The sequence below is a fragment of the Peptostreptococcus sp. genome, assembly GCF_036639115.1.
In the GTDB taxonomy this organism is placed as follows: Bacteria; Bacillota; Clostridia; order Peptostreptococcales; family Peptostreptococcaceae; genus Peptostreptococcus.
Genome location: NZ_JAVWJH010000001.1, coordinates 416,792 through 439,184, shown reverse-complemented (window position 1 = coordinate 439,184; position 22,393 = coordinate 416,792). Strand labels below are relative to the sequence as shown.

Annotated in this window: 17 protein-coding genes; 2 read left to right on the top strand and 15 right to left on the bottom strand. The window is 29.4% G+C overall.

What is annotated here, in order from left to right; all coding sequences use genetic code 11:
• The 9 genes from prdA to RR561_RS01765 all read right to left on the bottom strand — a co-directional run bounded on the left by prdA (nucleotide 1) and on the right by RR561_RS01765 (nucleotide 14,330).
• Complete coding sequence (gene prdA / locus RR561_RS01805; RefSeq protein ID WP_332505708.1) at nucleotides 1-1,782, bottom strand: D-proline reductase (dithiol) proprotein PrdA; 1,782 nt, start codon at nucleotides 1,780-1,782, stop codon at nucleotides 1-3.
• Between the two features lie 66 nt (nucleotides 1,783-1,848).
• The gene (gene prdC, locus RR561_RS01800) at nucleotides 1,849-3,186 is read right to left on the bottom strand and encodes a proline reductase-associated electron transfer protein PrdC (protein WP_332505707.1); all 1,338 of its coding nucleotides are present in this window, start codon (nucleotides 3,184-3,186) and stop codon (nucleotides 1,849-1,851) included.
• On the bottom strand, nucleotides 3,161-4,405 hold the full coding sequence (locus RR561_RS01795; RefSeq protein ID WP_332505706.1) for a glycine/sarcosine/betaine reductase component B subunit: 1,245 nt from the start codon (nucleotides 4,403-4,405) through the stop codon (nucleotides 3,161-3,163). The genes prdC and RR561_RS01795 overlap by 26 nt, the downstream gene beginning before the upstream one ends.
• Before the next feature lie 732 nt (nucleotides 4,406-5,137).
• Entirely contained in the window at nucleotides 5,138-5,851 is a 714-nt protein-coding gene (locus RR561_RS01790; protein WP_332505705.1) for a LytR/AlgR family response regulator transcription factor, read from the bottom strand.
• A 21-nt stretch (nucleotides 5,852-5,872) separates the two neighbouring features.
• Nucleotides 5,873-7,237 carry a sensor histidine kinase gene (locus tag RR561_RS01785; protein ID WP_332505704.1) on the bottom strand — a complete coding sequence of 455 codons (1,365 nt, stop codon included), beginning with the start codon at nucleotides 7,235-7,237 and terminating at the stop codon, nucleotides 5,873-5,875.
• A gap of 393 nt (nucleotides 7,238-7,630) precedes the next feature.
• Nucleotides 7,631-9,079 carry a DEAD/DEAH box helicase gene (locus RR561_RS01780; RefSeq protein ID WP_332505703.1) on the bottom strand — a complete coding sequence of 483 codons (1,449 nt, stop codon included), beginning with the start codon at nucleotides 9,077-9,079 and terminating at the stop codon, nucleotides 7,631-7,633.
• Nucleotides 9,080-9,175: 96 nt separating this feature from the next.
• The gene (locus RR561_RS01775; protein WP_332505702.1) at nucleotides 9,176-9,517 is read right to left on the bottom strand and encodes a zinc ribbon domain-containing protein YjdM; all 342 of its coding nucleotides are present in this window, start codon (nucleotides 9,515-9,517) and stop codon (nucleotides 9,176-9,178) included.
• 150 nt (nucleotides 9,518-9,667) lie between these two features.
• The gene (locus RR561_RS01770; protein WP_332505701.1) at nucleotides 9,668-10,369 is read right to left on the bottom strand and encodes a class C sortase; all 702 of its coding nucleotides are present in this window, start codon (nucleotides 10,367-10,369) and stop codon (nucleotides 9,668-9,670) included.
• Nucleotides 10,344-14,330, bottom strand: coding sequence for a Cna B-type domain-containing protein (locus tag RR561_RS01765; protein WP_332505700.1), 3,987 nt, complete (start codon nucleotides 14,328-14,330; stop codon nucleotides 10,344-10,346). The genes RR561_RS01770 and RR561_RS01765 overlap by 26 nt, the downstream gene beginning before the upstream one ends.
• Nucleotides 14,331-14,820: 490 nt before the next feature.
• Here RR561_RS01765 and RR561_RS01760 point away from each other — a divergent pair, with 490 nt between their 5' ends.
• A complete protein-coding gene (locus tag RR561_RS01760; protein ID WP_332505699.1) occupies nucleotides 14,821-16,275 on the top strand; it encodes a hypothetical protein in 1,455 nt (484 codons plus the stop codon).
• 220 nt (nucleotides 16,276-16,495) lie between these two features.
• On the opposite strand, the gene RR561_RS01755 is transcribed toward RR561_RS01760, so the two are convergent.
• The 4 genes from RR561_RS01755 to RR561_RS01740 all read right to left on the bottom strand — a co-directional run bounded on the left by RR561_RS01755 (nucleotide 16,496) and on the right by RR561_RS01740 (nucleotide 19,866).
• The gene (locus RR561_RS01755) at nucleotides 16,496-16,861 is read right to left on the bottom strand and encodes a DUF4180 domain-containing protein (protein ID WP_332505698.1); all 366 of its coding nucleotides are present in this window, start codon (nucleotides 16,859-16,861) and stop codon (nucleotides 16,496-16,498) included.
• Nucleotides 16,862-17,420: 559 nt separating this feature from the next.
• Nucleotides 17,421-18,278 (bottom strand): AraC family transcriptional regulator, encoded by an 858-nt coding sequence (locus RR561_RS01750; RefSeq protein WP_332505697.1) that lies wholly within the window; start codon nucleotides 18,276-18,278, stop codon nucleotides 17,421-17,423.
• 304 nt (nucleotides 18,279-18,582) lie between these two features.
• Nucleotides 18,583-18,918, bottom strand: a complete 336-nt coding sequence (locus tag RR561_RS01745) for an LPS biosynthesis protein (protein ID WP_332505696.1) — start codon at nucleotides 18,916-18,918, stop codon at nucleotides 18,583-18,585.
• Between the two features lie 276 nt (nucleotides 18,919-19,194).
• Nucleotides 19,195-19,866 carry a flavodoxin family protein gene (locus RR561_RS01740; protein ID WP_332505695.1) on the bottom strand — a complete coding sequence of 224 codons (672 nt, stop codon included), beginning with the start codon at nucleotides 19,864-19,866 and terminating at the stop codon, nucleotides 19,195-19,197.
• A 245-nt stretch (nucleotides 19,867-20,111) separates the two neighbouring features.
• Between RR561_RS01740 and RR561_RS01735 the strand changes: the two genes are divergently transcribed.
• The gene (locus RR561_RS01735; protein ID WP_332505694.1) at nucleotides 20,112-20,426 is read left to right on the top strand and encodes a hypothetical protein; all 315 of its coding nucleotides are present in this window, start codon (nucleotides 20,112-20,114) and stop codon (nucleotides 20,424-20,426) included.
• A 224-nt stretch (nucleotides 20,427-20,650) separates the two neighbouring features.
• On the opposite strand, the gene RR561_RS01730 is transcribed toward RR561_RS01735, so the two are convergent.
• Both RR561_RS01730 and RR561_RS01725 read right to left on the bottom strand, forming a co-directional pair.
• Nucleotides 20,651-21,436, bottom strand: a complete 786-nt coding sequence (locus tag RR561_RS01730; protein ID WP_332505693.1) for a PhzF family phenazine biosynthesis protein — start codon at nucleotides 21,434-21,436, stop codon at nucleotides 20,651-20,653.
• A gap of 337 nt (nucleotides 21,437-21,773) precedes the next feature.
• Complete coding sequence (locus RR561_RS01725; RefSeq protein ID WP_332505692.1) at nucleotides 21,774-22,319, bottom strand: GNAT family N-acetyltransferase; 546 nt, start codon at nucleotides 22,317-22,319, stop codon at nucleotides 21,774-21,776.
• Nucleotides 22,320-22,393 lie beyond the last annotated feature (74 nt).

The following is a 22,393-nucleotide window of genomic DNA, read 5'->3' as shown; positions in this document are numbered from 1 at the left end:
TTAGTGAAGAGTTCCGCTATCTAGTAACTTTGTCTCTGGTAGACCTAATATTTTATTATTTGAATTTATTACATCATTATTCCATTTCTTTGGAGCTGGCTTAATTTCTATTCCCAACATTTGATTCTTAAGCATCTGTATAGCACGAGCAGCTACTTCTGGAGTTACACAAGAACAACCAGCTACGTCATTTTCAAATCCACCCATATCCATATTTTCTTCAATCATAGCTGTAGCATATTCGTTACCTACAACCAACTGTCCTTGATATGCACAGAATGATACGCCAACTACTGGTATATTACGCTTTCCAGCCTGACCAATATGTTCTATAAAGTCTATATGGTTATTTCCAAATCCTTCTGTAGTGATTATACAACCATCAACATCTAGTCCTTCTAGTAATGATCCTAGTCTTTCAGATACCCAAAGTTTTTCATCATTTACCTGAGGCGAACCAACAAATACAACACCTATAAGGTCAAATTCACTATCTGTAGCTAAACCTTCTACCAATGGCTCACGTATGTAGTGACGAGTCATTTCCTTAGTTGCAGGTCCTATACAAGTAAGTGCGTGTATTGAACCATCCCTAACTTGGTTAGGAGTAAGTAATACTGGTACGTTTCCTATATCAACATTTTTTCTACCTCCAGATACTCCACAAGGTTCAAATGGGCAAAGTACATTATCATGCATTGCTCCCTGTCCCATAATTTCCTTAATTAAAACAACTCTTGGAGCACCCTTTCTTCTTACATCTTCACACACTTCTTCACGAACTACTTCGCCTTCATATTTTTTAAGCTCTTCTCTTATTGCCTGAATTATATAATCTTGGCACTTATGAGCTGCGAAAGGTCCTGGTCTAGTCATTCCTGAAAGTCTTTCTATTACTACATGACAACGAATAATAATATCGTCTTCATCTGCGCAACCAGGATGGCCAAAGTACATCTTTTCATCTAAGAAACCTTCTGAAGAACCAAACTCATGTATCTGGACTCCATCTTCATCTACTCCTGTTAGCATGAATACTACCCCATCCGCTACTTTTGTTACTCCACTACCTACTTCTCCTTCAACCTTTGTTGCAATTGGAACAACATCCATTATAGTTTCAGTATAGATATGGCGATCTTCAGGTCTAATCACATCCAAAGTCATATTCTTGCATAACTCATCTTCAAGAATAGCCTTTTTAACTATATCTTCATCTATAGTTATCTTACCATTTTTTATTGAAGTTTCTTTTCCTATTTCAGCATCATTAATTTTTATATGTTGCTTTAATAATTTTCTTATAACCTTTTTTTCGCCAATCTTTTCTTCAGCTATTACAGGTTCTCCAGCTACTGGCATACCTCCTAAAGAAGTTCCTGCTGGAATATCAAGAGTAAGTCCTTCTAATTTGTCGATTTTTACATGAATCATACTGTTTCCTCCTCCAAATATTTCCTTCTGTCCTGGGGCTATCGCTTCAATCGTTTCTTCTGGCTTTGCTACACTTTCAACTATTTCTTCAACTTCATTTACACCATCCAATACATCTGATGTAATTGGAGTTAGGGCTTCACAGTCATCAAGCAATGTTTTACCTATTACCTGCTCAATTGTTAAGCCTTCATCAGTCAATGTTAATAATCCTGCATCTACCATATCATCAAATAGACTTGGATCTTCTAGATCTGCTGGGCTGATAACAGTCCCCTTATCCCTACGGCAGCAGAAAATAGCTGGATCTTTCAAATGTGCTTTTACTGTTTCTTGTGTTATTGACACTTTCACCACTCCTTCCAAAATATTTATCTTAACATCCTTAATTAATAGGATGGAAAGTTCTATTTTTTACTTCATTCTTCTTACTAGCTTCATATTTACAGCTCTCAAAGCACCATCAGTACAGTGATATACTGGCAATTTTAATTGTGGCGCACAAGACATAACTGTATTTGAACAGTCTGTACAATTACTTATTAAAAGGGCCTGTGCCCCTTCTTTCTTCAAAGCCATAACCTTTTGTACTTGTCCTGGACATACTCCTGGATTTTCACACTTATGAGTTTTATTTTTCATTTCTATTGCTTGCTTACAATATTCAACCCCCACTACTTTAGATCCCATGCTGTCTGCTATTTCTTCTAATCTTTCCTTATTCGCACCACAAGCACACACCAACAGACCAATCTTTTCTGGTCCCTTCCAGAATTCCTCAGCCACTATAATTCCTCCTGTAGTTTTAACCACTGGAGAATCAAGAGTTGTTCTTTTACCTGTAAATGGTCCTCCCATTATTATTTCACCATAACTTGAAGATATACCACCAGCTCTTTCTATCATCTCTCCAACTTTTGTACCTATTGGAACGTTTCTAAATGTTTTAATAAGATCACCATTTATTTTCCCTCCAACAGTTAAATCCTTATCTATTAAAGGCTTCTTTAGATCTATAGCTTCTTGAATTCTACATATGGTTTCTAAATTTATAACTATCGCACCCGCTGCCATTGGAAGTTTATCAACTTCCAAAAGTTGTCCTAGTACTTCTCTTATCAAGGCTCTTTCTTCTCCCATTGGATACATGTTTTCCAGGCCTTTAATAGAAATGCTTTTATCATCTATATTTTCATTCAGTAGTCTTATTTCTTCACTATGTAAATTTTTTATACCGATTACCCCATCCTGAGCATTCACTATTTTCATAACTGTTTTTAATGCTTTGATGACATAATCAGGATTTTCATTTATAAATTCTATATTGTGATCTAGTATAGGTTCACACTCTGCTGCATTTATGATTACAACTCCACCCTTTTCAAAGGACGTGGCTAGTTTTACATGAGTAGGAAATCCTGCTCCTCCCAAGCCAACTATTCCAGCCTCCTTTATAATATCTAGAGGCTCTGTAGATCTAAGCTTCACATAATCATCACTTTGAACTTCTTCAGCAAGTATTGTAATCTTTTGTTCATCTACACTATCTACTAAACCTGTTACGCTAGAGTGAATATTTTGTCCCAGACTTTTATCTGGATATTTCGCTATTAATTGACCTCTCAAAACCTTTTCCCCCACTTTTAAAATGGGCTCACTAGGTGCTCCCACCCCTTGAACAAGTGGGAAATCATATCTATTTTGCATTTGAATACCCCCTATAAATTTATAACAATGAATGTATAGCTCCATCCTTACATTGATTCGGTGAAATCACATAAGGTAGATTGCTAGAGTTCATCATCTTTCTAGATCCAATAAATCCTCCAGGCTCAAACGGAAACATTGATGTGTCATACATATTGCCAAGCCCAGATACAATTTTTACTAACATTACTTTTCTTTTATTTGATTTTTCTAGATCATAAAATTCTTCTTTCTCATATGCCATATCGTCTATATTTTTAATTTCGTTTCTTATATCTGAAAGAATCATATCTGCTATTTTATGTGCAGCTACTATCCCCTCTGCTGTCCTAGCTTCTCCATCTTTAAATTCAATATCTACATGGATTATGTAATCAGAACGTTTAGGAGTTCCATCTTGATCAAATTTGACCATTTTATCTAGCATACCTTCTGAAGATCCAATATTTGAAGGTTGAAAGCCAGATGTTTTTTCAACACCTGTCAACATTAAAGTCACACCTGATAATACACTTGTAACACCTCGTCCCAACTCACCTCTCACCTTACAGGCAATTGGCATAAAATCTAAATTAGAATTAACTAAAATATTATGTTCAAAAGGATCTATTATATTCACCTTTATATTTTCTATTCTTTCTTCCATACCTTTAAATTTGTCTGCTAATTCACGATTTATAGTCAATATTTCTCTAGAAATTTTTGTACTATTTCCAAACTCAACTTTTTTTATATTGTATTTTTTAAATAATAATTTATTTAAAATCTTTTTTTCAAAATTACTTTCATCGACTTCTTTTCCTGCTCTTTTTAATTTTAATTTTAAAAGTGCTATAGCTTTCATTGCATCATACTCAGTAAGATTATTATCTCCTACAACACAATTTTCATAGCCGCTTTCACCTTTATTAAAATCTACTACACAATCTACATATTTATTAGTACACACAAGTCTTCCCTGTAGACCTACAAAACTAAGACCTACTGAAGGAATATTTTTCATGCCTAATTGTTCTATTACATTCACAAAATCAACATGGTGATTTCCCCATCCATCTATTGCTACTATAGCTCCATCAACTCTCATAGCCTGTGCCATATCTGCCGTTCTTTTTGCAGTATAGATTTTATCATCATAAAGCTCTGATACTCCATCTACTATTATCCCTACAAATTCTAGATTTTCCTCTTTGTTCAACAATCTTGTGACTGGACAGTTAAAATGATGTAATGTTGTCATCTTAATACTCGGACCCAAACCCATAATATCCCCCCCTATAAAAACTACTTCTATCAATTGTAATAGTAAACAGGAGTATTTATCGAAATAATAAATACTTATCATTTATATTTTCTATTATTACATATTGCAACTTTCATGCCAATAATCTGTTTTTTAACAGAATGTTCATATATTTCAAAAACTACTAAGATAAATAATTTTTTAACCTTTTAAATTGACTTAATAAGCTTGTTAAATCTTAATAATCTTTCACCTTGATAATAATCTGTCAGTTTTTGAAACATTTTATTTGTTTTAATATAAAAACAATTTTATTTTTATATGTTTTTTATTTTATAACCAGCTTATAGCAATGCTTTCACTTTTTTGTAGAAATTTTATATTCATAATGACAAATTTTTGACAGTTTTACAATTTTCTGACTATAGCGAATTTATAAAAAACATACTATTTTTTTCAGAATAATATTAACTACACTCAATTTTAGAAATCATTTTCAAAAACTATTCTTTTCAAATTTATTCCAGTTATATTTAAATAAAAAAATAGCCACCTAAATCATTATAAGCATTTAGGTGACTTCTTTTATCTACTTTCTATTTATCTACTTTCTATTCATCTACTTTCCATTTATTTACTCTCTATTTAATGTATGTCTGTTATTTTTATATAGCTTTATTGTTTCTTATATTTTAAGCGAAATATAATACTATCCAAACTGGGAGTTCTATTTTGAAATTACTTATTCTCATATCACTTCTCCAGTATATAATTTTTATATTCCTCTTTGATCACTTTTCTCTTTCTTCTTGATAAAGGTAACCTTTTTTCATTGTCTAATAATACAAAGTCTATATCAATATTTTCAAGATACTTATAGTTTACAAATACGCCTCTATATACTTCTCCGAAGTTTTTATTTTTTTCTATATTAAATGGTAGTTCTGTAAAGTATCTATAACTTGTAGTTATCTGCTCAGAATCCCTGTGTATAACTATTACTCCTGCAACTCTTTCTATATACTTTATATCATTTATAGTTAGCTTATATTCCTTGTTTTTAGTATTTATTAAATATCTATATGTATACTGACTTATCGATTTCATCAATCTATCCATGATTAAAGGAAAATCAATATTAAAATGATCTTTTCTAACAAATCCAAAGGTGTCCAGTGAAAATACTTCATATACCCTATCATTTTTATTAGTAATGAATATAAATATAGCATTTTTATTACCTTCTCGTATATAATTGGCCAACTCAATACCATCATCTTTACCTATTTCTATATCAAAAAAGAAAATATTATACTCAAGCTCTTCTGCATTTTCTATTAAACTTTTAGCACTATTTGCTATATTTATAGTAACTTCTATATTTTCATCTCTAAAATAACTCTCTATACTCTTTTTGACCTTTTTTGAAAAATCATAATCATCTTCACAGATTATAGCCTTAATCATAGTATCACCTTTCTAAATTTCTTATATTTTTATGAAAAGTCTCAATTCATAGATTCCTTTATCTTGTGAAATATCAACATCACCCTTATATTTTTCTACTATATCTTTTACTAGCTTCATACCTATACCTCTCTTTAGTTTCGGCTTATCGGCATAATTTCTATCTCCTAGAAGATTTTCTACATAGTTATTACTAATATTATATACCAAATTATTCCCCTTAGAAAATATATCAATATAAATTTTTCTCTCTCCATCAACATGGGAAGATGCCTCTATGGCATTGTCTATTGTATTAAATAATATAGAAGTCAAATCATAATCATCAATAGATATATCTGGCGGTATCGCTGCCTTAATATCATATTCTATATTATATTTTTTCATATCCTCAACTTTTTCATTCAAGACTATATCTGCTAATTTATTTCCTGTAATCACAATATCATCCACTTTGGCATTTTTTAATAGTGGTTCAATATACTTTTGCATCTCTTCCTTATTATCCGAAAGAGAATCCAATACCATTATATGATTCTTAAAATCATGCACTAGTTTAGACATTTTTTCGCTATATTCTTTTGCCTTATCTATATAACTAGCAGAATAATCTTTTAGTATATCTTCTGTATCTTTTTCATACAACTTTCTCTGTAAATTATTCGTAGTCAAATAAAAATACATATTTAACATTGCAAATAGCAATAAAATTATTTTTATAGTGAAAATTTTACTATTGATTAAGCTAAATGAAAATATTTCTTTTGGACTTTCATAGGCTACTAATGCTAAAATTCCATCTAAAACAGATATCGTTATTAAAAGTAAAATATTTGAAGTTATTATTATTATCTGATCTCTTTTTGATAGATAAAACCCATTTTTACTCATCCACTTATTAGCCTTATAAGCAAATAACATTAAAAATACGTCAGGTATCACTATCCAAGTTAATATTATTTCTATCAAACCAGATAAATCACTTAAATTTTCTGCAGGAAATAATACTGACCTAATAGACAATGATATATATACCACTATCAACTGTACTATTACAGATGCAAAGAAAAAACTAATTCCCAAAACAAAGGTATAATTCGTTTTATATCTAAGCTTAATATATACCATAGTCATTATAAATACTATAATATTTAGACCTCCACCTGGCTCTATCACTTTAATAACATAATATGGTATTATCTTGCTACTAAATATCCCCATTGCAATTGCTATAAATACTGCCACAAATAAAGCGTCTATTAAAACATTTTTTAATTTTATTAGATCTTCTTTTCTAGTAGCAATGAAATATATCATTGTCATAGCCACTAAAAAATTTTGAACATAGAAAATTATGCCATTTTCTATTATACTGTCTATCAACATATTTATCCCTCCTTATTATTTGTAAATACTTCAGTACTGATTTAATTTTATTTTACAAGTGAAATCCTAGTATTACAATCATTTATGGTCAAAAGGTCATATTATGTGATAAGTGGATATAAAAATTTCCTATATTCCGATATAAGTATGCTTTATATAGATATCTATTATATTTATTTTATATACAAAAGAGGAATTCAAATTTCTTGAATCCCCCCTTCACTGGTTTTATTTAAATTTTACTTCCGTGCCATATACTATTACTTATAATAATCTCATAAAAATACTTCCGTACAAAAATTAGTTATAGACTTATAAGTCTTAAAAATTCATATCTTGAACATAACAATATTGTTCAATTTTTTATAATTTATTACTAAATATATATTTATATTATTGTCTTGTTGCCTTTGTTACATTTCTTATTCTTCCCTTAATTTTTACCTTCTGCAACTCTTTTAAAACGTATTCACCCTTGCCGTTTAGAATTTCAACAAAACTAGAAACTGGTATGATATCTATTACCCCAATATCTTCTGCACTGACACCGTCAATATTTGATATTGCTCCTACAATATCTCCCGCTCTCATCTTTGTCTTTTTCCCAGCATTTATATGAAGTTTTATTATTCCTTTATTTAATTCTTTTCCTTTTAGTCTAGCTCCTACTTGCTTTTCTCTCATTTTTTCTTCAAAATCTTTTATATTTTCGTCTTCTATTGTCAGTTCTGATATATCTTTTTTAATTATTTTTCTTCCTGTATAAGACTCTACCTCAGATAAATACTTTCCTTGATTATTTCTATAAAATGATATTGCTTTTCCAGTCTTTTTCTTACGCCCAGTTCTTCCTATTCTATGGATATATGGCTCTATATCTCTTGGTATATCGTAGTTTATTACGTGGGTTATATCCTCAACATCAATTCCTCTTGCAGCAACATCTGTAGCAACTAAATATCTAAATTTGCCCATTTTAAAATCCTGCATTACTTTTGTTCTGTCGTCTTGCTCCATCCCACCATGTATCTTGTCAACTTTATAATCATTTTCATCTAGATAGCTATATACTTCTTCCACTGCGTCTCTAGTATTACAAAATACTATACAGTTATCTGGATTTTCCAATATAGTCAGATTTTTTAAAGTATCTAATTTATTTGACGCTTCAACTTTATAGGCGATTTGTTCTATTCTATCAAATGCATTTTCATTAGACTCTATCTCAACATACTTTGGATTATTCATATATTTTGAAGATAGCTTTTCAATATCTTCAGGCATAGTTGCTGAGAAAAGCAGATTCGTTCTATTTTTAGGAAGATTTTCTATTATTGTTTCTACTTGATCCAAAAATCCCATATTCAACATTTCATCTGACTCATCTAATACTAAATACTTTATTTTATCTGTTCTTAAATTACCTCTTTCAATATGATCTATTATTCTCCCCGGAGTTCCTACTACAACATGTGCTCTAGCTTTAAGTGCGGTTTCTTGCTTCATGTATGGTGATTTTCCATAGATATCCACTGTCTTTAGTCTTCTAAGTCTTCCAACTTCAAAAAAGTCTTTTTTTACCTGTATAGCTAATTCACGTGTTGGTACTATTACCAATGCTTGCGGGCTTCTTTCATCCCATACGACATCATTACATATTGGAATAGCAAATGCTAGTGTTTTTCCACTTCCAGTTTCTGATTTTACCACAACATCTTTTTCTTCTAGTATGTATGGTATTGTTTCCTTTTGAACTTTTGTAAGTGTCTTATACCCTAACAAATCTATTGCCTTCAAAATTTCTTTCTTTAATTTTAGTTTGTTAAATTCTACTTCTTTCATATTTCCTCTTTTCTATATATATATAATAGTATTATATACTATTTTGAACTTATTTACACAAAAAACCTCCTAGATAATTATCCAAGAGGTTTAAAGTTATATTTTTTTTACTACTTCTGATTTAAGATTCATACTTCCAAATCCTGAAATCTTGCAACTGATGTCATGGCCATCTCCCGCATCTCTTAGAAGTATTCCCTTTACTTTAGTACCTTGCTTTAAGACTTCAGACGAACCTTTTACTTTCAGATCCTTTATTATTGTTACATTATCTCCATCTTTTAATTCGTTACCAACAGCATCTTTAATAATTTCTTCTTCCACTAATGCTTCCATATCTTTTTGTGTCCATTCATGAAAACAATCTGGACAAACATAAGAATTTCCATCTTCATATGTATACTCTCCGTTACATTTTGGACAGTTTGGCATACTCATTTTATCACCTCCAAACTACCATTATAACCTATACAAAGTTAAAAAGCTCCTCTATTTTTAATTTTATTTTTAAATATTTTTACTTATATTGTAAGTCATCGTTTTTCAATAAACTACTCATTTAAAACTTTATTAATTCTCCGTCTAAAATTAGGTAATTTGCCTTTCTTCTACTAGGTTTGATATAACTAGTATTCTTTGATGGTTCTGTGGATAGGGATGACAAGATAGAAGTATTAGTTTAGATTGATTATCCTCTTTTGTAAAATGGCTCCAATCTGTACTTTCAATTATCTTTTTTTCAACTACCCTATACAAGAGTTCTTTGCCTTTAGTTGTTACTCTTATTTCATCACCATTATTTAATTTATCAATGTTTAAAAATGTCTGCTCGCCATTGTATCCGCCCCTATGCCCAGCCAATACACTTACTGTTGATAATTGATCAGAAGGATAGTCCGTACCCTCCACAAGTCCAACTCCATCTCTTAGTTCTCTGTCACTAGTTCCTTGAAATACTGGGAGTACTATTCCTAATTTATCAACTTCTAAAAAAGCTACAGTGTTCAATTTTTCTTTATTAGCACTTTCTTTAGACCTTTTTTGTGAGTTATCAAATCCTACTAAATTATCTACCAATATTTTTTCTTTATTATTTTTACTCACTTCATTGACAATTTCTTTATTATTTTTATTTTCGTTTATAAATTCTTCTTTACTTTGTTCAATACTATTTTTTCTATATGTTACTCTAAGCTTATAGTACCCTATATAGACTAAAGAGCTTAGAATTAATAGTATACCAACAAGTTGAATTAAAGAATTTTTATTTAATCTTTTTTTCTTTTTCATTCTTTTTCCTCATATATCCTACAAAGAATAATATCAAGCCAGATATAGCTAAAATTATCGCATACATCTTTGGATAGATTGCCTCACCTGTTTTAGGCAGTGTCTTAGAGTTTGAGTTTTTGCCTGAATTCGAGTTATTAGATGACGAGTTTTTTATATTGCTCTTTTTGGTATTATTTGGTCCAAACATAGCTTTTTCTACTCTTCTATTAGTAATCTCAAATCCATCCTTTATATTTCCAGAGATACTTACCTCGAATATATTTCCATCTAGATTAACTTTACCATCCTCAACATCTAGTTCTTTAACTGTATATTTAATATCTTCACCACTAGATTCATCTAACAACTTGACCTTTTCAAACTTAGTAGTCCAATTATTTGACTTATTTAACTCTTTTACCTTACCTGTGCCCTTACCGTTTTTATACAGCTCTACTTTTATACTATCCACTGGAGAAGATATTTTTTTTCCATCCTTGTCTTCCCATATCTTTATAACACTTATATCTTTTGAAATAGGAGCTGCATTCATAAATTTATCAACTGCTTTATTTGTTATCACAAATAAATTTTTCTTATTGGACTCAATACTTGACTTATACCACATATCTCCAAATTGGATATATCCATCATATTCTCCAACTTCTTTTATTGTATAATTATATTCTCTTTTTCCATTTTTATACTTATACTTTAGAGCTTCAAATTTAGATGACCAATTATTAGAGTCACTCAATTCTTTTGTCTGACCTGTTGCAACCCCATCTCTATATAGCTCTACTGTTAATTTGTCTACTGGAGGCTTTATTTCTTTATTAGTATCATCAATCCATTTTTTTTCAAATTTTATTTTTATAATAGAATTTGGTTTATTTGATTGACCTGGATCATTTGGTGTACCAGTTTCTTTTACTTTAGCCTTTCTATTGATAATCGTAAATCCACACCTCATGTTACCTGATACTTCTACGTTATATTTCTTACCGTTAAAATCTATTTTTCCATTCTCTCCACCAATCTCTTTTACAGTATAATTATGCTCAGATAGCCCCAGAGAATCCGAATATCTTAAGTTTTCAAATTCTGTTGACCAGTTGTTTGAGTTATTTAGCTCTTTCTTGATTCCTGTTGCTTCACCATTTTTATAAAGTTCAACTGTTATACCCTTTGCTGGTGAACTTATCTTATTCCCTTCACTATCTTTCCAATCCTTACTCACTGATATCTTTCTCAAAGATGGCTCCATCGGTGTCCATGGTTTTAGCTGCTTATTCTCTAAGTTGTATCCACTACTCATATCACCAGACAACTCGACCTTATACCACTTATTATCTAACTTTATCTTTCCACCTTCTTCTCCAACCTCTTTAATTGTATACTCATTTTCTTTTCCATTTAATTCCTCTGAGTATTTTAGTTTATCAAAATCAGCTGACCAGTTATTTTCTTTATTTAGCTCTCTTTTATACCCTGTTGTTTCACCATTTTTATAGAGTTCAACTTCCACACTATCTACTGGCGAGCTTATCTTATTTCCTTCACTATCTTTCCAATCCTTAATTACCGATATCTTTCTCAAAGATGGCTCCATCGGTGTCAATGATCTATTTTTTTTATTCGTAACCTTATAGCCTGACTTCATGTTTCCCGATAATTCTACCTTATACCATTTCCCATCAAAGTTTACTTTTCCATCTTCTTCCCCAACTTCTTTTACAGTATAATTATGCTCAGATAGACCCAGGGAATCCGAATATCTTAGGTTTTCAAACTCTGTTGACCAGTTGTTGGAGTTATTTAGCTCTTTCTTGATTCCTGTTGATACTCCATTTTTATAAAGTTCAACTGTTATACCCTTTACTGGTGAACTTATCTTATTCCCTTCACTATCTTTCCAATCCTTAATTACCGATATCTTTCTCAAGGCTGGCTCCATCGGTGTCCATGGTTTTAGCTGCTTATTCTCTAAGTTGTATCCACTATTCATATCACCAGACAACTCAACCTTATACCACTTGCCATCAAAGTTTACTTTTCCACCTTCTTCTCCTACTTCTTTGATTGTATATTCATTTTCTATATCGCTATCTTTTTCAGAATATTTCAAGTTATCAAATTCGTACATCCAATTATTCAAATTATTTAATATAGCTTTCTCTCCTGTGGGTTTTTCATTTTTATATAGAGCTATCTCTATACTGTCCACTGGTGAATTCATCTTATTTCCTTCACTATCTTTCCAATTCTTTGCTATAGAAATTTTCCTTGTCTTTGGTAATGTAGGCTCTGGTAACTTATCTCTTTTATTTAATATTTCAAATCCAGAATCCATATCCCCAGACAATTCAACAGTATACCATTCTTCATTTAGTTGAATTTTACCATTATCTTCTCCAATTTCTTTAACTGTGTATTTATTTTCCTTTCCATAATCATCACTTTGATCTAAATTTTCCCATTGATATTTACTATCACCATTTTTCAGTTCTATTTCTTCACCTTCTGGTTCACCATTTTTTAATAATTGTATTTTTATACTTGGTTTATCAGATGATATATTTTCCCATTTTTTCTCTACAGCTATACTTCTTTTCTTTTTTTCATTATTTATTTCAAGAAGGGTTCCAGTTTTATCACTACTTTTTACCTCAAATGTTTTTGTTATAGCATCTTCTTCTTTAAAGTTAATCCACTCTGGAGCTGATTTTTCTTTTATCGTATATTCGCCAACAGGAAGACCTTTTATATTTGCAATACCATCTTTATCTGTTTTTATATCTATTTTATTTCCCCTATCTTCGCCTTTAATAATTATATTTTTCTTATCGGCTCTTTTTAATTCAAATATGACATCTGGTATTCCAATGTCTTTACCTTCTATTCTTTTAACAACTTTTAATTCTCCAGGTTTAGTTCCATGTGCAGCTCCACCTTGTCTATATATTTTCGCTGAGTCACTTTTATCATTTGGCTCTACTTTCCATGTTTGATCAGCTCCGTTTATTATGACATCTGATTTATTATTTACATAATCAATACTATTATTTTCTAAAACTTCATCTTTTATTTTAGCTGCTAGTCTCACACTTATCGAGGTCTTGTCCAATATAGAAAAGTATGAAGAACCATTATAGACTGCTCTTGGAATTTCTATTCTTAACTTTTGTCCAGATATCTCGATTTTTATGCCTATTTCCTTAGCTTTTTCTAGACTAACCCAACTATCATAAATTCTACTTGCATATCCGCCTTCAAAGTTAACTATATATGGATTTGATTTTATAGTTTCTAAGTCCCATTCCATAGTGTCATCTAAAACATCCTCAATAACGTAAGATACTTGTTCACTGGGATAATTAACAGGCTTTTTTGCCATATTTGCATTAAATACCCAGTCTACTCTGTCAGGATTATCTGTAGATGTAACCCCTTTCTTACTATATACATTACTAGTTTCTGTTCCGCCTTTTCCACCATAATTCACCTTTATATTCTGGCTTCCATTGCCATAATTTATTGATATATCACCTTGACCAGGTTCATTTTGATTGCCAGTATAGATTCCTTGCCCATAAAAATAAAAATTACCTTCAATATCATCCAAACTTTCAGCATATTCATTAAAAGTGATTGTAGCTGTGTTTCCACTAAAATCTACCTTCCCTAATGAATTTCCTACAGAATCTTTCAATTCTATGGCTTTATCTGATAATTTAAGTTCAGCACTTTGACCATCAAATCTAATATCCACTTTTTGTCCATTTGCAACTTTCGTTCCATAACCACCAAAGTTGACTGTAATCTTTGTGTTTTCCATATGTGATATTTCATTTGATTCAACTTCTACTGAATTGACAATATTGCTCTGTGCATGAACCCTTGTATTTTCATAATTAAAAAATACATTATTAATTAAAAACACAAATGCAATAAAAACACTACTAATTTTCCTAAACATCTTTCTTCCTCCTAATTTTTTGATTTTCTAGCAATAAATATTTTTTTATTACTTTTAACTCACACTATTCTTAATTGATTATTGATTTAATTTTAATTACATTCTCAGTCTCAGAGTATTCATACCCTTATTATTTAATTTTAATAAATAATTCATAAATATTTTTACTATTTTTATATTTTCTCGATATTTATATCCAAAAACTATTTTACCTCCAATTTTTTTTTCTTGCTTGAAAATTTGAATAATTATCCTTACCTAAATTGTTATTCTTTACAATTTATTTGAAATAATTTTCTTCTTTTGGAAAATATAAAATAACATTTTTTTTTATATTAAATCTGTTATAATAGTTTTAGTAGTTTATTATGTTGTTTTCAATTGTTTTTATTTTAAGAAAATAATGACTATGATGTTTATTATTTTTTATTAAATTTTTTTGAAATCATATTTTCAAAAAATACCTGTATAATTTAAAAAGGAGTAAATGATGAAAATTTCAGAATTATTAGAAAATCTATTCAGTATTGCTGGAGTTCAAAAGACTGATTTTGCTATTGCTATGAATATATCACCTAGTAGCTTAAGTAAAATACTATCTGGAAAAACTATACCAATTGCCGAAGAAAAAAATCAATTTAGTAAAAAAGCTGCACATTTTTTTGCCGAGTCGATATATGAGTATGACTGCCACCTAAAGTTTAAAAATATATTTCCCCTTCTGTATGATTTCAGATCAATGTATGAACTTAAAGTTTTTTTAATTCATGCCATAGATTATGCTTTAGAAAATAATTATTCATCCAGAAAAAATGATGCTATCTTTGAACATAATAACAAAACTGACAGCTTTATAGGTCGTGAATCCGTTTTGAATATGGCATGCATAATAATATCAGATTATTATAGAAAAAATGTTGATAATCAAATTGAAATCAGTAGCAGCTTAAGGCTATTTAGTCAATTATATTACGATATATTTAAACACATTAAATTTACAATACCAAAAAAAATAAGAAACATTAACTACAACCATTTTTTTGATCTTGATACCTTCGAAAAAACATATAAAAATCATGATTTTTGTACTGTGGAAAAGATAGTGAATTCAAGAAAGAGCTTAAATTTAAACTTATTTGAAATGAAAATGGACTCAGATTCTTCTTTCTTATTAATGAAGGGTCAGTTTCTACTGCTATTTAATGTTTTAATGGATGGAACATTACTAATGACTTTTATTAATAAAGATAGCTATTTATCTAAATTTGAAAATTCATTAATTAAAAAAAATCCTCAAAAATTCAGTTACACTCGATCTGAGGCAATTGATATTTTGAAGGAAAATCCTGCTCTTTTTGAGAACGTAATTAAGGAAAAGATAGATAGAATATATAGTTTCTTACCACTAGGCTTTTTAATCGAAAAAAATGACTTTGAACAGATAAATGGACATAAGTATATATTAGATATAATAATGAAAATTTTTAATAAAGTCGTTACTGAAGACACAGATGTATATATATCCACAGATGCTATAACTGAATTTCTAATCACAGGAGAAATTGTCATACCCCTTATTGGAATGATTGATATAGAAGAAAAAGAAAGAATTAATTATTATATTCGGTTAGATAAATATTTGAATGAACATAATATTAATAAAGTAAAAATTGTGGATAGCAAGCTTCCTAAGTTGGCATTTTTGTGTGCTGAAGGACTTAGTATATTATATGTAATGGGTGACGAATATAAAGATGAAAAAATTCATATACTAAAAACAAATGTCTTTAATGAGGTACTTGAATCCAAAATTTCTAATGGAAATGTACATACAATTGAGCTTGATACTGTTTTAAAAGATACTTATTTAAAAAAGTTTTCTAAAAAGTTTTTTGATAACGAAATCGAAGTTGAAAATGTTCAGGAAAAAATAATAGATATATAATAGAGGTATAAATTTACTTAAATAACAAACATTCTAAACTTACTATATTAAAATTAAATTATAAGTAAAATATATATAAATTGATTTTTTTTCAAAATTTTCAATTTAAATAGGGAGACTCGAATAATCGAATCCCCCTTTTTGAGATTTTTGTTATATATTTAATATCTTATAAATCTAATAAAATTTCTTTATATATAAACTCGCATGTACTTTAGTACTAGTTCTGACTTAATTTTTTTATTGCTTCTTCTCTACTAGTTAGGAAAAATATATCCCTACCATTATTACATTCATAGATAAAATCTTTTAAACTCTTACTATCATATCTTGAAAAATCACCAACAATAGCTATTTTCTTTTTATAGTTTATAAATTTCTGTAAAATATCTCCTGCTATTTTTGTTTTTAGATCAAAAAACTCCTCACAAATTGCTTCCTTTTCTATAACTATTCTGCTAACACCAGTTTCATATTCAACTGTGGCAAATAAATCAATTGCAGATTGCACATCTTTTATGAGAATATCTCTACTCTCCACAATAGCTACTTCTACATTATTATTCTTTACTACATTAATTTTCATATATTTTCCTCCTTTGTAGTAGAATTTTTATTAAATATCATACTTTGATTTGATTATTTTTAATTTAATTATTTTTAATAAATCGCTATATAAATAAGTAATATTGAAACTTATTGTAACATATATTTATCTAAATATAAATATTTTTTTATACTTTCACAATATTATATGTATAGTTTTATTTATACATTCTCATAATTTTATTTATATATTTTTATAGTTTTTATTTATTTATTTTTATACAGCAGTTACTTATTCTTTAAAACTATATTATATGCTATATTATTTTTCGAAAATAGTTTAATTATCCGTCTTATAAAATATTTTCCTTATAATTTTCATATATTAATAAAATGCAAGCAGGGTTTCTTTTTTCCAATTTATATAAATCTATTCCTTTTTTAATTCTATACAAATCTATTTTTTTATCATATATAAAGACTTTCTTTTTCAAAAGATAAAACCTGTAAAATATTTTACAGGTTTTTGTTATTATATATTATTTTGTTATTATTGTATTAATATTAATTATATATAATACTATTAATTATATATAATTCTATTTCTTATTTATAGGTATCCATATTTCACTATAATAATTTTCATCCCTTATCCCATTTTTATATTTTGAAGGATCATCGTACACCTCTATGCAATAACCTGCTGCAATTTCATATTCTTTGCAATTAGCTAGCCATTCTGAATATATTTTCTTATTTATATCTTGCATTGCTTCTGGCATAGGGCCCTTACAAGTAAATGTAGCCCACAGAAACTTTGGTATTAGTTTCGTCTTAAAACCTTCTGGAATATCTCTAGACCCATCGTAATTGTCTGCAATCATATACTCAAAGGTATTACCTTGCATAGATTCATCCGTATTTATTCCATAAATAGGAGATATCTTACTATCCTGTGATTTTTGAAAGAACTCTCCCCACAACACAGGTACCTCTTTCATGGCATTTTCATACTTAAAACTTCTTTGCAATCCTAATACTTGAAATTCATCTTTTTCAATAATTTTATAATCCATAGAATATCCTCCTTCTAAAGTAAACTTAATTGACAGTGGAGCAAATGATTTAATTGTAGACTTATCCTTTCTAACTTGCGATGGTGTCTTACCATGAAAACGAACAAAGGATTTTGAAAAGCTATCTGGTGAATCATAACCATACTTCATAGCTATATCAATTATTTTTATATCACTCGACAGTAATTCTATAGCAGCGAGTGCTAGCCTTCTCTTTCTTATATATTCTGCTACAGTGTATCCACATAGCATAGAAAATCCCTTTTGAAAATAAAATGGTGATATATTTACTTCATTTGCTATCTTGTCTATAGTGAGTTCCTCTGTTATATTTTCTTCTATAAAAGTAATTGCATCACTTATTGTTTCCGTCCATCTCATATATTTACCTCCCTGTCATAAATCTATTATACAAGTTTATATAGTGAATCTTCCCGACATTAAATGCTTTCTTTTGTCAGTTAGTGTGTTTTAAATATTTATATACAAAAAACTTCCAAAATAACACTATTTGCTTTGGAAGTTTTGTAGATAAATCTATTATCTCTTAAATTGGCTATAAAGGAAAGTCCTTATCAAGATTTCATCTAAAATATTTTGTTTTTACTATTTTAAAACCTTAGCTTCATTAAAATTCACTTTCAAGATAATTGTACAGATAATATTTTATTACATAAATTGATTCTTATTTTGTAAATTCTTTTCTAAGTATTTCTTTAGGTGGCTCTATCTCATCTGCCAATGTATGTTCTGTCAATTCAGAAAGCGCCTTTAACTTTGTGTTAATGATTGGTCTCATACAGTTTGGTACATGCTCTTGATGAGCTCTGTGTATCGCTACACATTCCTTACAGTTTCCATGATATCGACATGCTTTCTTGCATGGGCAATGATCTTTCTCTTTATATTCTTCACGGAACTCTTTTGCAAATTCCTCTTGGACTTTTAGACCTTCCTTTCGATTTCCCTCGTGGAATAGCTTCATTGCGTCCAATTCTTTCTGATTGCCTTCAATTTTCATATTAATATCCCTTCTGTAAACATAATTATTTCTATATTTAAATTTTGATTGTTGACATATTAATTAGTAGTTCAAAACGCTACATGCTTATTCTAGCAATGAAATCCACTAAAATCAATACTATCTCTAATAATCAATCAATACAGAATAATCATGATTATCTAAATACTTATTTTTCTGAATACTTCTTATCATATAAAAATCTTAGTTATAAAGCTTCAATTTTGCTTTTGTTGATTACAAAAATTTGTAAATCTATAAAGTCTTTCAATCCAACTACATTCCTAGGAATTTCACGTACTCTTCTGTACTCATTAATGGCATCTCTAAATTTTTCAAAGACGTCTCGCTAACCTTTCCTTCAGATGCCATTTCATATCCACACTGCTTTACTGTATCAAGATATTCTTTTACAACTGATTTTACTGAAGGATTTTTTGACTTGAGTAATTTCCCACAATTTCTGTATATCTCCAAGCTTGGATTACAACATGAAAAAGCCGCTTTTATAATTTCAAAATTCTTTTCTCCTGGAAAGCCAGCATTAGATATAGCAACATATTTTTGATTTCTTACTTTACTATCTTCCATATCAAAGCTTCCTTCTTCTTGAGCAATCAAAGGACTCTTTAAAACTACCAATCTGTCAACAAAATTTTTTAATATACCTGTCATATTCCATGAAAAAACTGGTGATCCAAAGCACACCACATCAGCAGTTTGATAGGCCTGCAATAAATTTTTCATATCATCATTTATTACACACTTGCCAGGTGTTTGAAACCAACAGGCAAAACATCCCTTACACTGCTTGATATCATAATCTATTAAATTATACGATTCTACTTCGGCACCAGCATCTTTTGCTCCTTCTAAAAAAGAATTTATCATTTTCTTTGTTGCACTATTTTCTCCTGATGGACTTCCATTAAACGCTATAAATTTCATAATTTTTCTCCTTTCACTATAAATTATCTATAAATTAGTATACAAAAAATATATTACACAAACAATCCACGCTCCGTAGACTATATAGCTTTTTTTTAAAATTTTATACACTCTTTTTATTAAACTCACTTTCATATTTTATCTTATTGTTATTTTAAAGAACTTCTTATTCAAATATCAAAATTTGACTTTATCAACTATTTTTAGTAAAATTGTATCAACTATATGGAAGAGAGATGATTTTAATGAGATTAATTGCAAACATATTTTTGTTGCCTGTTAAATTTATTATGCTAATAGCTTTTATTCTATTCGGTTTTTTAAATTTAACAACATCTATTATAAAAGGGCTTGGTAATATATTTTTAAATATGCTTATGCTTATTACAGGAGTGATTTTTGTAGTTCAGCTATTTGCCCTTCCAAATATGAACCTATCTATAAAGATTCTATTTGTTTTTTCTATTATGTTGCTTATAAAGATTGTATTATCATTCTTTCCAGCAGCATTTAGATGTATAAACAGACAGGTTGGCAATTGCCTTAGTTTTTGGTTCTAATATATAAGTTTAGATTATAATAGGAATACATATCCTGCTATCAATACAGATAGTAGGATTTTTATTTTTAAAATAAAAACCCTCTCGATAATAATTTGCTATTATGAGAGGGAGTCACGTATTTTTATAGCAAGATACTATATACTTGCGCTATAATTTTCTATAAATAAGTTTGCTTCAATATTTTATAGTTTTTATATAATTAATTTTATTTATGGCTTAAATTATACTTCTTCTAAGGCAAATATTTCATCAATTGAAAATAGCGCTGCCTTACCTGCCAATTTCATTCTGTTTCCCTCTTGCCTACAATACAATGTTCCACCACGCTTACTAGCCTGATAGGCCACTATATCATTTTTCCCTAGCTGTTTAACCCAATAAGGAACTATATGGCAATGACCTGAACCACAAACTGGATCTTCTGAAATATTTAATTTAGGTGGGAAGCTACGAGATACACAGTCTACATCTGTTCCTGCTGCTGTTGTATGAAGTAATAATCCATCAAGTTTTTTTACTTTTTCTAAGTCAGGAGTTTTTTCCCTCACTAAGCTTTCGTTTTCTAACACACATACAAGGTCACGTCCCATAAATGCAGCCAAAGGACGAGCTCCGATTGCATCTTCCATTTCATCAGTTACTTCGACCTCTTTCAAATCATATGCTGGAAAATCCATTTCATACATATCATCTTTTCTCACAACAGTAAGATTTCCAGATAAAGTTTTAAATATTATTTCCTTTAAATCCTTTTCATAGAAATTAAAGTAGACATAGGCGCTTGCTAGTGTTGCATGTCCACAAAGGTCAACCTCTCCCCCTGGTGTAAACCAACGAAGATGAAGTAGATCCCCCTCCTTAACAATAAAGGCTGTTTCTGATAAATTATTTTCGATTGCCACTTTCATCATATAATCTTCACTAGGCCATTTATCCAGCACACATACAGCTGCTGGATTTCCAGCGAAAGGTTTGTCAGTAAATGCATCGACAACATATTGTTTCATCTTGATTCCTCCTCTAAACTTAAGTCTTTACAAATATTAGTGATTATAATCTCTATACAAATAATATTCTTTTAAAAGCAATATCTATCCACTTTCTATGCCATTTGAAGCTATCCACACAATTTTAATTGTATAAGTATATTTGTATATAATTTTATTGTAACATGTTTTTTGTTCTAAAAAAGTTATAATATTGTTTTTCTATCAATAACACCTTATATATTAATGAATACTATAAGCAATAAATATATTTTTTATCAATATTACATAATTTATCAATGATACTTTCTTTTATTAAAAATAATATTAACTATCACTCCAACTCATATTTTTTATACTAAATATTTACCTTTTTCCATTCATTATTGTTTAGAACATTTATATGCTCAGTCCGAATCTCATCCATCAGTTCTACATATACATTTTCTCTAGTAGTTTTATACTTGAAACCACATTTTTCTTGAACTCTTTTTGACTTTATATTTCCATCAAAATATCTACACCATATTTTTTCGAGATTGAGTTCTTCAAATCCATATCTAATCAGCTCATTCACTGCCTCTGGAACTAGTCCATTTCCCCAAAAAGGGACACCTATCCAAAAACCTATCTCACCTTGCTTGTCGGTTAGATTTAAGCTGCTAGCTCCTCCGATCATCAAGCTCACACAACCTATAGGTCTTTCATCCTTTTTTAAACAAATAGCATAGTTTTCTTCATTTGAAAGCAAATTTTTTATTATGTCCCTACTGTTTCTCACACTAGTATGAACTGGCCATCCTACAATTGGACCTACTCTTGGATCCTTGGCATATTCATATAGACTTTCAGCGTCCATTTCCTTCCACGGTCTAAGTAATAGTCTTTCTGTATACAAATCCATACTTGACTCCTCTCATAAAATAGCCTGAATTTTCACTGTAAATTACAACATTAACTTTATTTTAAAATCACTTA

Coding starts and splice junctions, on each gene's coding strand:
- prdC (WP_332505707.1), bottom strand. CDS start 3,186: ATGGAGCTATACATTCATTGTTATAAATTTATAGGGGGTATTCAAATG.
- RR561_RS01795 (WP_332505706.1), bottom strand. CDS start 4,405: ATGGGTTTGGGTCCGAGTATTAAGATGACAACATTACATCATTTTAAC.
- RR561_RS01790 (WP_332505705.1), bottom strand. CDS start 5,851: ATGATTAAGGCTATAATCTGTGAAGATGATTATGATTTTTCAAAAAAG.
- RR561_RS01785 (WP_332505704.1), bottom strand. CDS start 7,237: ATGTTGATAGACAGTATAATAGAAAATGGCATAATTTTCTATGTTCAA.
- RR561_RS01780 (WP_332505703.1), bottom strand. CDS start 9,079: ATGAAAGAAGTAGAATTTAACAAACTAAAATTAAAGAAAGAAATTTTG.
- RR561_RS01775 (WP_332505702.1), bottom strand. CDS start 9,517: ATGAGTATGCCAAACTGTCCAAAATGTAACGGAGAGTATACATATGAA.
- RR561_RS01770 (WP_332505701.1), bottom strand. CDS start 10,369: ATGAAAAAGAAAAAAAGATTAAATAAAAATTCTTTAATTCAACTTGTT.
- RR561_RS01765 (WP_332505700.1), bottom strand. CDS start 14,330: ATGTTTAGGAAAATTAGTAGTGTTTTTATTGCATTTGTGTTTTTAATT.
- RR561_RS01760 (WP_332505699.1), top strand. CDS start 14,821: ATGAAAATTTCAGAATTATTAGAAAATCTATTCAGTATTGCTGGAGTT.
- RR561_RS01755 (WP_332505698.1), bottom strand. CDS start 16,861: ATGAAAATTAATGTAGTAAAGAATAATAATGTAGAAGTAGCTATTGTG.
- RR561_RS01750 (WP_332505697.1), bottom strand. CDS start 18,278: ATGAGATGGACGGAAACAATAAGTGATGCAATTACTTTTATAGAAGAA.
- RR561_RS01745 (WP_332505696.1), bottom strand. CDS start 18,918: ATGAAAATTGAAGGCAATCAGAAAGAATTGGACGCAATGAAGCTATTC.
- RR561_RS01740 (WP_332505695.1), bottom strand. CDS start 19,866: ATGAAATTTATAGCGTTTAATGGAAGTCCATCAGGAGAAAATAGTGCA.
- RR561_RS01735 (WP_332505694.1), top strand. CDS start 20,112: ATGAGATTAATTGCAAACATATTTTTGTTGCCTGTTAAATTTATTATG.
- RR561_RS01730 (WP_332505693.1), bottom strand. CDS start 21,436: ATGAAACAATATGTTGTCGATGCATTTACTGACAAACCTTTCGCTGGA.
- RR561_RS01725 (WP_332505692.1), bottom strand. CDS start 22,319: ATGGATTTGTATACAGAAAGACTATTACTTAGACCGTGGAAGGAAATG.